This is a genomic window from Orlajensenia flava (assembly GCF_004801905.1).
Taxonomy (GTDB): Bacteria; Actinomycetota; Actinomycetes; order Actinomycetales; family Microbacteriaceae; genus Orlajensenia; species Orlajensenia flava.
In genome coordinates this window covers 948,027-960,174 of record NZ_SSSN01000003.1, presented here as the reverse complement: position 1 = coordinate 960,174, position 12,148 = coordinate 948,027, and the positions used below count along the sequence as shown (strand labels likewise).

General features: G+C 69.8%; 12 protein-coding genes. 5 read left to right on the top strand and 7 right to left on the bottom strand.

Features of this window, described 5'->3' with window-relative positions; translation table 11 throughout:
• Positions 1 to 12: 12 nt before the first annotated feature.
• Positions 13 to 1,113: an NADH:flavin oxidoreductase/NADH oxidase gene (locus E6C70_RS06480; protein ID WP_136423340.1), complete on the bottom strand. Its 1,101-nt coding sequence runs from the start codon at positions 1,111 to 1,113 to the stop codon at positions 13 to 15.
• Entirely contained in the window at positions 1,110 to 1,766 is a 657-nt protein-coding gene (locus tag E6C70_RS06475) for an HAD family hydrolase (RefSeq protein ID WP_136423338.1), read from the bottom strand. Before E6C70_RS06475 ends, E6C70_RS06480 begins: the two co-directional genes overlap by 4 nt.
• A 24-nt stretch (positions 1,767 to 1,790) precedes the next feature.
• Between E6C70_RS06475 and E6C70_RS06470 the strand changes: the two genes are divergently transcribed.
• From E6C70_RS06470 to E6C70_RS06460, 3 genes are all read left to right on the top strand, one after another.
• A complete protein-coding gene (locus E6C70_RS06470) occupies positions 1,791 to 2,630 on the top strand; it encodes an ADP-dependent NAD(P)H-hydrate dehydratase (protein WP_136423336.1) in 840 nt (279 codons plus the stop codon).
• A 104-nt stretch (positions 2,631 to 2,734) separates the two neighbouring features.
• The gene (locus E6C70_RS06465; protein ID WP_136423334.1) at positions 2,735 to 4,030 is read left to right on the top strand and encodes a glycosyltransferase family 87 protein; all 1,296 of its coding nucleotides are present in this window, start codon (positions 2,735 to 2,737) and stop codon (positions 4,028 to 4,030) included.
• 10 nt (positions 4,031 to 4,040) lie between these two features.
• Positions 4,041 to 4,349 (top strand): thiamine-binding protein, encoded by a 309-nt coding sequence (locus tag E6C70_RS06460; RefSeq protein WP_136423331.1) that lies wholly within the window; start codon positions 4,041 to 4,043, stop codon positions 4,347 to 4,349.
• Between the two features lie 15 nt (positions 4,350 to 4,364).
• Here E6C70_RS06460 and E6C70_RS06455 read toward each other — a convergent pair whose 3' ends face one another.
• Positions 4,365 to 4,772: an arsenate reductase ArsC gene (locus tag E6C70_RS06455; RefSeq protein ID WP_136423329.1), complete on the bottom strand. Its 408-nt coding sequence runs from the start codon at positions 4,770 to 4,772 to the stop codon at positions 4,365 to 4,367.
• A gap of 431 nt (positions 4,773 to 5,203) precedes the next feature.
• Between E6C70_RS06455 and E6C70_RS06450 the strand changes: the two genes are divergently transcribed.
• Positions 5,204 to 5,554, top strand: a complete 351-nt coding sequence (locus E6C70_RS06450) for an ArsR/SmtB family transcription factor (RefSeq protein ID WP_136423327.1) — start codon at positions 5,204 to 5,206, stop codon at positions 5,552 to 5,554.
• A gap of 55 nt (positions 5,555 to 5,609) precedes the next feature.
• The gene (locus tag E6C70_RS06445; RefSeq protein ID WP_136423325.1) at positions 5,610 to 6,884 is read left to right on the top strand and encodes an MFS transporter; all 1,275 of its coding nucleotides are present in this window, start codon (positions 5,610 to 5,612) and stop codon (positions 6,882 to 6,884) included.
• Positions 6,885 to 7,747: 863 nt separating this feature from the next.
• On the opposite strand, the gene E6C70_RS06435 is transcribed toward E6C70_RS06445, so the two are convergent.
• From E6C70_RS06435 to metX, 4 genes are read right to left on the bottom strand one after another with little or no spacing between them, the layout of a single operon-like run.
• Entirely contained in the window at positions 7,748 to 8,401 is a 654-nt protein-coding gene (locus E6C70_RS06435) for a response regulator transcription factor (RefSeq protein ID WP_136423323.1), read from the bottom strand.
• 43 nt (positions 8,402 to 8,444) lie between these two features.
• A complete protein-coding gene (locus tag E6C70_RS06430) occupies positions 8,445 to 9,692 on the bottom strand; it encodes a hypothetical protein (protein ID WP_136423321.1) in 1,248 nt (415 codons plus the stop codon).
• On the bottom strand, positions 9,689 to 10,852 hold the full coding sequence (locus E6C70_RS06425; protein ID WP_136423319.1) for a sensor histidine kinase: 1,164 nt from the start codon (positions 10,850 to 10,852) through the stop codon (positions 9,689 to 9,691). Before E6C70_RS06425 ends, E6C70_RS06430 begins: the two co-directional genes overlap by 4 nt.
• Before the next feature lie 39 nt (positions 10,853 to 10,891).
• Entirely contained in the window at positions 10,892 to 12,094 is a 1,203-nt protein-coding gene (gene metX, locus E6C70_RS06420; protein WP_136423317.1) for a homoserine O-acetyltransferase MetX, read from the bottom strand.
• Positions 12,095 to 12,148: the final 54 nt, after the last annotated feature.

Here is a 12,148-nt window from a genome sequence, read left to right as displayed (position 1 = left end):
CTCAGCGCGCCGTCACCACTGCCCGCCGCTGACCTGAGGCCGCGCCCGTAGGTACTGCTGCGGCCACAGCGCGTCGTCCTCGAGGCCGAGCTCGAAGGCCGCGCGCAGCCCGAAGTGCGGATCGCGCATGAACGCACGCCCGAGCAGCACCGCGTCGGCCTGGCCGGACGCGACGATCTCCTCGGCCTGCTCCGCGTCGGTGATGAGTCCGACGGCCGCGACCGGCACCCCCGCCTGCTCCTTCACGAACTCGGCGAACGGCACCTGGTATCCCGGGCCGAGCGGAATGCGGACGCCCGAGAGGTTTCCGCCGCTGGAGATGTCGAACAGGTCGGCCCCGGCATCCCTCGCCCACCCGGCGACGACGGCGGTCTGCTCGCGGTTCCAGCCGCCTTCGGCGTAGTCCGTCGCGGAGAAGCGCACGAAGACGGGCACGGCCTCTCCCACCGCCGCCCGCACCGCACGCACGATGTCGAGCAGCAGACGCGCACGGTTCTCGAGGGGGCCGCCGTGGGCATCCGTCCGGCGGTTCGAGAGCGGGGAGAGGAACTGGTGGATGAGGTAGCCGTGCGCGGCGTGCACCTCGACCACGTCGAACCCCGCCTCCACCGACCGCACGGCAGCGGCGGCGAAGGCTGCGACGATACCCTCGATGCCGTCCTGGTCGAGGGCGACGGGGGCGTCGTACTCGCCGAATGCCTCCGCGGAGGCCGACGCCGTCTGCCAGCCGCCGTCCTCGATCGACATGGTGCCGTGACGGTCGTGACCCCATTCGGGCCAGACGGATGCCTTGCGCCCGGCGTGGGCGAGTTGCATTCCGGCGGCGGCGCCCTGGGAGTGGATGAACGCCGTCACCCGGGCCCAGGCTGCGGCCTGCTCGTCGTTCCAGATGCCGGTGTCCTCGTCGCTGATGCGCCCATCCGGCACCACGGCCGTCGCCTCGGCGATGACGAGTCCGGCCCCGCCCGATGCCATCGCGCCCAGGTGTACGAGGTGCCAGTCGGTGGGCACGCCGTCCTTCTTCTCGACCGTGTACTGGCAGAGGGCCGGCACCCAGAGGCGGTTGCGCAGTGCGAGTTCGCGCACGGTCAGGGGAGTGAACAGGGCGCTCACGCGGAAACCCCCACCTGGGCCGTCTCGAGGAAGGCGCTGAGCTGTTCGGCGCTAGTGAAGACGTGACCGGTGATGCCGAGGTCCTCAGCGCCGGCGACGTTGTCGGCCCGGTTGTCGATGAAGATCATCTGGTCGGCGGCGATGCCGAGGGCGTCCAACACGTGCTGATAGATGGCGGCGTCCGGCTTGACGAGGTGCAGCTCACCGCTGATGAAGTGCTGCTCGAACAGGTGGCCGAACGAGCCGTTCCGGAAGAAGCCGGAGTAGTCGGCGCCCGCGTTGGAGAGCAGGGCTGTGCGCGTGCCTCCGGCGACCAGGCGTTCGATGACCGCGAGCGTCGCGGTGTTGACGCTCATCCATCCGGTCACGTCGCACACCCAGAGCAGGTGCACGGTCGCGGTGTCCCACTGCCGGCCCATCGTGGCGGCGACGGCGTCCCAGTACTCGCGGATGCTGATGGTTCCGGCATCCAACGGCGCGCGGGGAGCCCAGTACGCCGTCCAGAACGCGTCGGCGTCGACGTCGGCGACACCGGCGATCGCGAGGAGTTCGGCCCGGTTGGCCGCGGTCGGTTCGACCGAGATGACCTCTCCGTAGTCGAACACGACCACTCGTCCGGGCAGGCTGATGGGGGATCGGGCTGTGCTGTTCATCGCTCGACAACCTATCGTGAGCACATGAGCAGCACGCCGAGGGTCTGGGATGCGGGCGCCGCCCGGGAGTGGGTAGCCGTTCCGCGGCAGGGCGATGACAAGTACTCGCGGGGGGTTCTCGGCGTCATCACGGGTTCGACGCCGTATCCCGGCGCCGCGGTGCTCGGTGTGGACGCGGCGATGCGCACCGGCGTGGGCATGGTGCGCTACGTCGGCCCGAGCGCAGTGACCGGCGCCGTGCTGGCGCGTCGGCCGGAGGTGGTCGGAGGCGTCGGCCGGGTGCAGGCGTGGCTGATCGGCTCGGGGATGGATGCGCAGAAGCGCTCGCCGACGCTCGCCGACGAGTTGGGAAGGGCCGTGCGGGAGGGCGTACCGTGCGTTATCGATGCGGGAGCGCTCGACCTCGTCGGCGACGCGACCGGCCCGGTCGTCATGACCCCGCACTTCCGCGAACTGCAGCGGGCGCTGGCGGGTCACGACTCCGACGCGACGGTCGACGCGATCGCCTCCGACCCGCCGCGCTGGGCGCAGCGGGGCGCCGACCTGCTCGGCGTGACGGTGCTGCTGAAGGGAGCGACCACGTGGGTCGCGCATCCGGGATCAGCTGCAATCAGCGTGACGGATGCGCCGGGCTGGCTCGCGACCGCCGGGACGGGCGACGTGCTGGGTGGGGTGCTCGGGGCGCTCGTGGCCACCCACGCCCGCGAGATCGAGACGGATGCCGCCACGGCCATGCCCGCCCTCGCGGCGACGGCGGCCTGGTTGCACGCACGGGCGGCCGAGCTGGCCTCGGGAGGCGGCCCCATCACCGCACTCGACGTCGCGGAGGACCTGCCGACGACGATCGCCGCCCTGCTGGGCTGAGGCGTTCAGTGGGGCGCTTCATCTGCGCACGCGTGCTCGCGCGTCCTCGCGCACCGCGGGTTCAGCGACCGCCCGTGAATGTTGACGCCCGTTACGATGGCTCCATGACGGCCGACCGCGACCGCACGGCGGCGATCGGCTGGGCCCGGAGCCCGCTCGTGCTCTGGATCGGCTTAGCTGCGGCCCACGCGATCGTCATCATCGCAGCCTTCCTCGGGCCCGGCATTCCGCTCGGCGATGTCACCTACATCTACCCCGAGTGGGTGAGGCCCGCGCTCGACGGCGGGTACGTCGTGGGCATCGACGGGCCGTGGGTCTATCCGATCGTCGCGATCATTCCGCTGCTGCTGGCCGGCGTCGCCGGAATACCGGCCTACGGAGCGGTCTGGCTCGGCCTCGTCATCGTGTTCGACGCCGTGGCGTTCGGCATCCTGATCGGTTGGGGTGGGCGTCCGGCGCGGAGGCATCGCGCGGCCTGGTGGTGGCTGGCGTTCATCGCGCTGCTCGGCCCCATATCGCTCAGCCGCATCGACGCGGTGACGGTGCCGCTCGCCATCGTCGCGCTGTTGTTCGTGGCCGGACGGCCTCGGCTGGCGGCCGTGCTCCTCGCGATCGCCACGTGGATCAAGGTGTGGCCGGCCGCCCTCATCGGGGCGCTCGTCATCGCCTCGCGGCGACGGATGCGCGTGCTCATCGCGGTGGTCGGCACCTCGGCCGCCATCGTGCTGGTAGCCCTCGTCCTCGGTGCCGGCGCCAACGTGTTCAGCTTCATCGGCGATCAGACCGAGCGCGACCTGCAGATCGAGGCTCCCGCGAGCATCCCGTGGCTCTGGCTGGCGGCCGCTCGGGTCGGCGATGCCCGCATCTTCTACGACCACGCGCTCAACACCTTCGAGGTAGCGGGTGCGGGCACTCAGGTGGCCGCCGCGATCATGACTCCTCTGCTGGCCGTCGTCGTGCTCGCGGTCGCGGCGCTCGGGGTGCGCGCCGTCCTCTCCGGCGGTCAGTTCGTACGGGTGTTCCCGCCATTGGCGCTCGGTTTCGTGATGGCGTTCATCGCCGTCAACAAGGTGGGTTCGCCCCAGTACCTCTGCTGGATCGCGGCTCCCGTCATCCTGGGACTGCTCTACCGCGGTCGTCACTGGCGCGCCCCGGCGACCATGGCGCTCGTCCTGGCGGGTCTCACGCAGGTGATCTACCCGTTCTTCTACGGCGCACTGCTGGCGGCGGAACCGATGATCGTCGCCGTCCTCACCCTGCGCAACCTCCTCGAGGTCGTCCTCCTGGTGTGGTGCGCGGTGGCGCTGTGGTCGGCGGGTTCTCATTCGTCGACGGCCGTGCGCCGCGCCGGTTCCGTCTGGAAGAGTGGAGACGCGTCGCTCGAACGAGCGGCCGACTGAAGGAGTCATCATGCTCGTCGCATTCTCCGTGGCACCGTCCGGCACCGGTCGGTCGGACGGTTCCGTGCACGACGCCGTCGCAGCGGCGGTCCGAGTCGTCCGCGAATCGGGCCTGCCCAATCGCACGACCTCGATGTTCACGGAGATCGAGGGGGAGTGGGACGAGGTGTTCGACGTGGTCAAGAAGGCGACGGATGCCGTCGGTGCATTCGGCTCCCGTGTCTCACTGGTGCTGAAGGCCGACATCCGTCCCGGGTATTCCGGAGAGCTCGACGCCAAGGTCGAGCGATTGGAACAGGCGATCGACGCCGAGGACTGAGCTCCTTCCCTCTCGTTACGCGTCCGCGACGCGAAGCAGGTCGGACGCGAGGAGCTCGACGCGGCGACGGATGTCGTTCCGGATGGGCCGGACCTCCTCGAGCGGGCGCCCGGCCGGGTCCTCGAGTTCCCAGTCCTCGTAGCGCTTGCCCGGGAAGACCGGGCAGGCGTCGCCGCAGCCCATCGTGATGACGGCATCGGAGAGCCGCACCTGTTCGACGTCGAGGATGCTGGGCAGTTCCGCGGTGATGTCGATGCCCTCCTCGGCCATGGCCGCCACGGCGACCGGGTTGATGCGATCGGCGGGCTCCGAGCCGGCCGAGAGCACGCGAACGGCGTCCCCGGCGATGGATCGCAGGTAGCCGGCAGCCATCTGCGAGCGCCCGGCGTTGTGGACGCAGACGAACAGGACGGTGGGGGTCATGCGTTCCTCGGTGGTGGTGGTGGTGGCGGTGGCGGTGGCGGTGCCGGCCCGGCGTGGGTGAGGTCGACGCGGGGTCAGTGCGGGTGGGGGCGGGGCGGTGGGTGAGGTCGGGATGGTGCGGGGTCGTGAGGTCGGGGCGGTGCGGATGGCGTCGGGGCCGGGTGCCGGCGTGATGAGGTCGGGGCGAGGTGGTGACGTCCACGCGGGTGGTGCAGGATGGGGTCGCCGAGCCGACGGCCCCATCCGCTGCACCTGAATCAGCAGCAGCCGGACGCGCAGCAGCCTGACTCGCAACAGCCACCGGACTCCAGCGGGCAGGTGCACGGTTCGGAACAGTCACCCATGGTCGACCTCCTCCATCGACATTCGCCGATGGATGAAGTCTGCGATTAAACATCGATGAATGTCAATACATATGGGACGATGACGCGGTGGAAACCCTCGAACTCCTTCCCCTCCGCGACCTGCAGGCGTGCTGCGCGCCGATCACCCGCGAAGTGATCTCCGCCCGGAACGCCGAGTCGCTCGCCCGGTCGATTAAGGCCCTGGCCGATCCCGCTCGCCTGCGACTGCTCTCGATGGTCGCGGCCCACGCGGATGGCGAGGCGTGCGTGTGCGACCTCACGGAACCGCTGGGCCTCAGCCAGCCGACCGTGTCTCACCACCTGAGGATTCTCGTCGACGCCGGATTCCTCGCCCGGAGCAAGCGGGGAACGTGGGCGTACTTCCGCATCATCCCCGGGTCGCTGGATCTGCTTTCGACGTTCATCCGCGTAGCGTGACCCGGGTTTCGCCATCCGAGTCGAATCGATTCGATTCGTTCGCTACACTGGGCTCGTGACCCTCGCAGCCGACGGGACCGCTCTCTCGCCGGCCCGCATCCGTTTCGCCCTCCTCGCCCTCGCGCTGGGCGGCTTCGGCATCGGTTCCACCGAATTCGTTGCCATGGGACTGCTGCCTAACCTCGCGAGCGACCTCATGCCGGGGCTCTATGCCTCGGACACCGAGGGCGCGATCGCCCAGGCCGGTTGGCTCATCTCGGCCTATGCGCTCGGCGTCGTCGTCGGCGCGCCCACCATCGCCGCCTTCGCCGCACGCTGGCCGCGCAAGAAGCTCCTCCTCGCCCTACTCACGGCGTTCACGCTCGCTACGCTCGCCTCGGCCCTGCTGCCGACCTTCGGTTGGGTGCTTGTGGCGCGATTCGTGGCCGGACTGCCCCACGGCGCCTACTTCGGCATCGCGTCACTCGTGGCGGCGAAGCTCATGGGCCCAGGCAAGCGCGCCCGCGGCGTCGCGTTCGTTCTCAGCGGGCTGACCATCGCCAACGTCATCGGAGTGCCGTCCATCACCTGGCTGGGGCAGGTCGCCGGATGGCGCATCGCGTACATCGCCGTCGCCGCCATCTTCGCGCTCACCTTCGTGGCCGTCGCTCTCGCGGTGCCGTGGCAGCCGGGAAACCCGCAGGCCACCATGCGCAACGAGCTGCGGGCGTTCACCCGCCTGCAGGTGTGGTTCGCGCTGGCGATCGGCGCCATCGGGTTCGGCGGTTTCTTCGCCGCCTACGCGTACATCGCCCCGATCGCTACCGACGTGGCGGGGCTCCCGGCGGCATTCGTGCCGTTCGTGCTGGTGGTATTCGGACTCGGGATGACGGCGGGCAACATCGTCGGGGGCCACATGGCCGACCGGAGTGTTCGCCGCACGATGTACGTCTGCTTCGTGCTGCTCCTGCTCGCCCTCGTTGGGCTGGCGCTCACGGCCTCGAGTATCGCCGGCCTGTTCATCGGTGCGTTCCTGGTCGGGGGGTTCTCATCCGCTCTCTCGCCGACCATCCAGACCCGGCTGATGGATGTCGCCCGCGACAGCCAGTCGATCGCGGCCGCCCTCAACCACTCGGCACTCAACATCGGCAACGCGCTGGGGGCGTTCCTCGGCGGGCTCGCGATCGCCGGCGGGCTCGGCTACGTCGCGCCAATCTGGATCGGCGTGGTGCTGACCATCGCCGGCATCATCCTCGCGGTCGTCTCGTTCGGCATCGACCGCTCGCGGCGGGTGCGCGGGGTGGACGTGCCGTATGGGACGGGCGCGCTGACATCCGTCGACGTGGCCTGAAGAGGTCTTCGTCACCCGCGATTCAGGCGATGACGAGCTGCTCAGGCACCGTTCTCGGATTCCAGCCTGAACGACGCCCCATTGCCTGAATCGGCGTCGGCCGGGGGGCGTGAGCTGCCGCTTCGGGGCAGCCGGATGCGCGTTATCACACTGCTGCACGAGTGGATGCGCGTTATCGCACTGCGTCGAACGCAGCGGCAGAGAGGTGTTGCGTTGCGGCGGACGCGGCGGCGAGGTGTTGCACTGCGGCGTATGCGGCGGCAGAGAGGTGTTGCGTTGCGGCGGACGCGGCGGCAGAGAGGTGTTGCGTTGCGGCGGAACAGCGGTATGGGACCGCTCTCTAGGCGGCATGCGCGTTATGGCACTGTCGCGCGAGGGGATGCGCGTTATGGCACCGCGGTGATCGTGGGGACGCGGGTAGCTCGGGCGCAACCGCGACGGGATGCGCGTTATGGCCGTGTCGGGCGCGGGGATGCGCGTTATGGCGCTGCGGTGAGAGTAGCGGCAGCGCGATGCGGCACGGCTGCGGGCTGATGCGCGTTATGGCACCGCGGTGATCGTGGGGACGCGGGTAGCTCGGGCGCAACCGCGACGGGATGCGCGTTATGGCCGTGTCGGGCGCGGGGATGCGCGTTATGGCGCTGCGGTGAGAGTAGCGGCAGCGCGATGCGGCACGGCTGCGGGCTGATGCGCGTTATGGCACCGCGGTGAACGTGGGCCGCTGGCATCTTGCGCGCGGCCGCAGCGGGATGCGCGTTATGGCACCGCCGCGCGAGGGGATGCGCGTTATGGCACCGAACCGGCGCGGCGAGGGACGCGGCATATGCCTACCGCCCCCGCACGCCCGACAGCGCCGACCGGGCTCAGTCGGTCTGCAGCAGGATGCCGTCGTGGATGGCGCGCTTGCGGAGCGCGACCTTGGTTCCCACGTCGTAGCCAGCCTGGCGGTACTTCTCGCGGATGCGCTTGAGGTAGCTCTTGGCGGTCTCCTCCGAGATGCCGAGCTGGTAGGCGACCGACTTCACGGGCTCACCGGCGCCGTAGAGCGCCATGACCCGGCGCTCTTGTGCGGACAGCCTCGGGGCGTCGCCTGCGGAGACCGAGTTGATGGCGAGGTCGAGCTCCTCGGAGATGTAGGACTCGCCCTGATTCGCGGCGCGGATGGCCTCCACGATCATTCCGGCCTCCTCGCTCTTGACGAGGTAGCCGAGTGCACCGGAGTCGAGCGCCTGCTTGACCACGGCGGGCTCCGAGTAGGTGCTCATGAGCACGGTCTTGACGCCCGTCGTCTTGAGCGTCGAGAGCTTGAGCGAGATGGGGATGTTGTCCTTGAGGTCGAGGTCGAGCAGCACGACGTCGACCGGGAACTCGGGACTGGTGAGCAGCTCGGGCCAGGTGGTCACCGCCGCCACGAGCTCGATGTCATCCGCGGCGTTGCGGATCCACTCGGTCAGCGCTCCCAAGAGCATCCGGTGATCGTCGACGAGGGCGAGCCGGATCGGACCTGAACGTGCCACTGTGTTTTCCTCCTGTCGGCAGCCTGGGCCGCCTGGTCATCTTCTAGGTGTCGCTCGGGCGGTCGACACTGCAGTCGATCTCGACACGGAGGCTGCCTTCGCGCACCGTGTCGACGTGCGGACCGACGGTACCCATAGCGTCCCACGCCGCGGAGTCCACACGGCGCCGCGGCACTCCGGTGGTTTCCAGCACGATCGGGAATCTCACCCGTCGGAACGAGCCGGCTACGGGCGGTCGGGCCGGACCGAAGACGAGGTGCACCGTGGCACCCCAGCGGTCGCCGTTGCTCACGAGCAGCCAGAGCGCGAGCAGGAGCGCATCGCGTTGCTCGGCTCCGAGGAGGCCGGCGAGGCTCGAGGTGTCATCGATCGTGACGGCCGGCGCGAGGAACTCCGACTCGGCGACGGCATGTCGAAGCCAGGTCTCCTTGCGGCCCTCGATGAGGTTGAGGCGGAGGGCGGTCGCCAGCGCTGCCGCCGTCGTGGACTGCTGGCTGGCGAGGGGAAGCGGAAGCCGACCTTCGGCGACATCGTCGAGTAGCCGCTCGGCGTCGTCGTCGAGACGGGTGAGCTCCTCGGACGCGAGCATGCCGACAGCCAGTCGAGGCGCCTGCACCGTGCTCTGGACGAGCGCGAGGTCGAGTTCGAGCTGCACCATGCGCCGGTACGCCCGCACGATGGCGACTCCCAGAAGAGGCGCGCCGATCGCGATTCCGATGAGCATGAGCTCAGGCGCCAGGCTCAGCAGGTCGGTCCGCTTCTCCACCGCCGCGCAAACGACGAGCGCCACTCCGATGACGGCGTCGGCGATGATGACCTGCATCGTCTCTCGCAGGGTCACGATCGCGAGCAGCAGGGCGGGGACGGCGAGTGCCGCGGTGGAGGCGACATGCTGCTCGCTGAGGCCCCAGGTGGCGACCTGGTCGAGCAGGATGACGCTGGCGCCGCCCACCAGACTGGTCGCGAACAACCAGGTCGGCATCCGCATGGACAGCGCCCGCACGATGAGCGCGGTCACGGCGACGATCCCGCCGAGCACGATCCACGCGATCACGGCCGGGAGCGGCGAGGGCATCCGCGGCAGTTCCATGATGAACAGCATCAGGAAGAACAGGGTGAGGGCGGCGGATGCGGCGACCGTCCCGACGGTGAGATGTCGGTTGCCGAGCACGTGCTGATTGGCACGCGTCGTGCTGACGGTGCGCTGCGGGCGACGGAACTGGCGCGTACGTCGGGGCAGGTTCTCACGCCCGACGACGACGCCGAGAGTGTTCTCCTCGACGTGGCTCACTTGGGAACCTCCAGGACGACGGTGGTGCCCGAGCCGGGGGAGGAGAACAGGCGGGCGTTGCCGCCCACGTCCCGAAGCCGGGCGACGACGGACTCGGCGAAGCCCAGCCGGCCGTCGGCGATCTGGCCGATGTCGAATCCCACGCCGGAGTCGGTCACCATCGCGCGGACGGTGGTGTCGTCGTCGGTGATGGTGACGTCGGCCTCGGTGACCTCGGCGTGCCTGCGGACGTTCTCGAGGCACTCGCCCAGCGCGCCGAGGAACGAGTCGAGCACGTTGCTGGGCAGCAGAACCTGCCCGTGCCCGTGCCAGCTGACCTCGAGGCCCATGCGGCTGAAGCGCTGCTTGACGGATTCGAGCGTCGTGCCGAGTTCGGTCTCGGCCACCGGCTCGAGCGTGTACACCCCCGAGGCGCGCGGCATCGGCTTCCCGCCGAGGCGGAGTTGGCGCAGCAACCGGGCGTCATCCGCCGCCTGGAGACGGAGCGCGTGCTCGCTCACGCCGACGCCGGAGTGCGCCAGCAGCGTCAGGGTGGCGAGCACCGTGTCGTGCAGCAGGCGGGCGTCCTGACGGCGTTGCGCCTCGCGCTCGCTCGCCTGCCGCTCGCTGCGATGGGCGCGGCCGACGCTCGCGATGCGGTGCATGACCCTCGGGACGCTCTGGCCCATCCACCAGCCGACGAGTCCGGCCGATGCCCAACCGGCCACGACGAACAGGCTCGCGTACATGCTCACGGCGCCGTAGCCGGCCGACGCGAAGGTCGCCACGACCGCGGTGATGATGAATCCGGCGACGAACACCCCGATGCGGGCGGTGCTGACTGGGAGGATGAGCGCGGCAGCTGCGATGACGCCGCCCGCGATGACGATGACGGCGGTCGTCGACGACTCGTTGTGGCCGGGGTCGCCGAAGCCGATCACGGTGATGGCCGCGAGACCGATCACGAGGGTCGCGGCGACCCAGCGCAACTGCCCCGTCCAGCCGAGCAGGTAGAGGGCGATGCTCGCCAGCGCCAGGAGGATGAGGGAGACGGCGAGGGTGATCGCATCCGTCGTTCCGGGCACGCACAGGACGATGACGGCCATCGCGACGCTCATCAGGCCACCCAGTCGGGCGGTGCGTCTGAGCAGGCGGTCGCGCTCCTTGAGGATGCGCTTCATGGGACCCGCCACTCTCGATGTGATGATGCTGAGAGCACTCTAAGGCACGGTGCGCAGCAGGCGACGCAGGTGCGCGCCCACCGCCTCCTCCTCGATGAGGAATCCGTCGTGCCCGAAGGCGGAGTCCAGCACGACGGGCTCGGAGCCGTCGAGGGTGTCGCGGATGCCCGCAGCGATCACCCGCTGGCCGTCGACGGGGAAGAGGCGGTCGCTCGAGATCCCGAGCACGAGGGTGAGCGCACTCACGCGGGCCAGCGCCGCATCGACGCCGCCACGGCCACGGCCGACGTCGTGCGAGTTCATCGCGTCGACGAGGCAGATGTAGCTGTTGGCGTCGAACCGTCGGGTGAAGCGGTTGCCGTGGAAGTCGAGGTAGCTCTCCACCGCGAAGCGGCCGCCGTCGCCGAGCGGTGAGATGCCGCTCTGCCAGCTGCGAGAGAACCGGTCGTTGAGCTCGGTCGCGCTGCGATAGTTGAGCATCGCCATCCGCCGGGCGAGGGCGAGGCCGGATGCGGGGCCCTCGTCGGAGTCGTAGTAGTCGCCGCCGTGGAAGTGCGGGTCGCTGCGCACGGCCTCGATCTGCAGGGAGTTCGTGGCCACCTGATCGGCGGTGAGGGCAGGCGGCGCGGCGAGGATGGCGAGGCGCTCCACCCTGTCGGGATGCGTGACGGCCCACTCGAGGGCGTGCATTCCGCCCATCGAGCCGCCGACGATGCCGGCCCAGCTCCGGATGCCGAGCTCGTCGGCGAGGGCGACCTGGGCGGTGACCTGATCGCGGATGGTGACGAACGGGAACCGGGAACCCCACTCGACGCCGTCGGGGGCGAACGACGCCGGGCCGGTGGAGCCCTGGCATCCGCCGAGCAGGTTGGGCGCCACGACGAAGTAGCGGTCGGTGTCGATCGGAGCTCCCGGCCCGACCATGTGCTTCCACCAGCCCGACGTGACGTGACCGCGGGTCGCATCGCCGGTGACGTGGCTGTCGCCGGTGAGGGCGTGCAGCACAAGGACCGCGTTGTCCGCGGTGGGGGAGAGCTCGCCCCAGGTCTCGAAGGCGACGCGCACGAAGGGGATCGACTCACCGGACTCGAGCTCGATGCGACCGACCGGTGCGAATCGGCGCTCACCGGCTGGATCACCGTCGCGCCACGCGCCGGACACGGGCGGCTTGCCCGCCAGTTGACGGACTTGAGCCTCGGTGATCACCGTGGTGGAGTAGTCCGCCGGGGTCTGCCAGTCCATGATTCCATCTTCCGGCAGACCACCGGCGGCACTCGGTTTGTTACGGGGTGCTGG

Excerpts from the sequence above, each read along its gene's own strand:
- E6C70_RS06460 (WP_136423331.1), top strand. The coding sequence starts at position 4,041 with ATGCTCGTCGCATTCTCCGTGGCACCGTCCGGCACCGGTCGGTCGGAC.
- E6C70_RS06465 (WP_136423334.1), top strand. The coding sequence starts at position 2,735 with ATGACGGCCGACCGCGACCGCACGGCGGCGATCGGCTGGGCCCGGAGC.
- E6C70_RS06475 (WP_136423338.1), bottom strand. The coding sequence starts at position 1,766 with ATGAACAGCACAGCCCGATCCCCCATCAGCCTGCCCGGACGAGTGGTC.
- metX (WP_136423317.1), bottom strand. The coding sequence starts at position 12,094 with ATGGACTGGCAGACCCCGGCGGACTACTCCACCACGGTGATCACCGAG.
- E6C70_RS06425 (WP_136423319.1), bottom strand. The coding sequence starts at position 10,852 with ATGAAGCGCATCCTCAAGGAGCGCGACCGCCTGCTCAGACGCACCGCC.
- E6C70_RS06455 (WP_136423329.1), bottom strand. The coding sequence starts at position 4,772 with ATGACCCCCACCGTCCTGTTCGTCTGCGTCCACAACGCCGGGCGCTCG.
- E6C70_RS06470 (WP_136423336.1), top strand. The coding sequence starts at position 1,791 with ATGAGCAGCACGCCGAGGGTCTGGGATGCGGGCGCCGCCCGGGAGTGG.